General features: G+C 43.1%; 1 pseudogene. It reads left to right on the top strand.

The features are described from left to right. Positions 1–138: 138 nt before the first annotated feature. Positions 139–938 (top strand): annotated as a pseudogene (locus CIK92_RS06000) (IS1380-like element IS612B family transposase); the annotation flags it as partial.

Below are 938 nucleotides of genomic sequence, written 5' to 3' on the forward strand. Positions count from 1 at the left end.
TCCTTAATTCCGCAACACTATAATTTAACTTTATTTATAAGTTCCTGAGCAACAAAAAGTTGCCCAGGATTTTGCCATGTCAGAATTTTCACTTATCTTAGTGTTGCAAAAAGAAAACAAGCAAAACTCTAATATGACATGGCAAAAATACAAATTAAATCTGAGAAACTCACACCTTTTGGAGGAATTTTTTCAATCATGGAGAAATTTGACTCCATGCTTTCACCCGTTATCGACTCAACACTGGGTCAGAGATGCAGCAGTATCTTCGGATATCAGTTCAGCGAGATAGTCCGTTCGCTGATGAGCGTTTATTTCTGTGGCGGCTCATGCGTGGAAGATGTAACGTCACAACTGATGCGCCATCTCTCGTATCATCCTACCCTTCGTACATGCAGCTCTGATACCATCCTCAGAGCCATCAAGGAACTGACACAGGAAAACATCTCCTATACTTCCGACCAAGGCAAGACCTATGATTTCAATACTGCAGACAAACTCAACACATTGCTTATAAACGCTTTGGTTTCTACAGGCGAGTTGAAGGAAATTGAGGAATACGATGTTGACTTTGACCATCAGTTCCTTGAAACGGAGAAGTATGATGCAAAACCGACCTACAAAAAGTTCCTCGGCTACAGGCCTGGCGTATATGTTATCGGTGACAAGATAGTCTATATCGAGAACAGCGATGGTAACACGAATGTGCGTTTTCATCAGGCAGACACCCATAAGAGATTCTTCGCTCTTCTGGAATCCCAGAACATCCGTGTAAATCGCTTCAGGGCAGACTGCGGTTCCTGCTCGAAGGAAATCGTCAGTGAGATAGAGAAGCATTGCAAACATTTCTACATCCGTGCCAACCGATGCAGTTCGCTCTACAATGACATCTTTGCTCTGAGAGGATGGAAGACGGAGGAGATTAACGGCATCCAGTT

This window comes from Prevotella sp. P4-67 (genome assembly GCF_002251325.1).
GTDB lineage: Bacteria > Bacteroidota > Bacteroidia > Bacteroidales > Bacteroidaceae > Prevotella.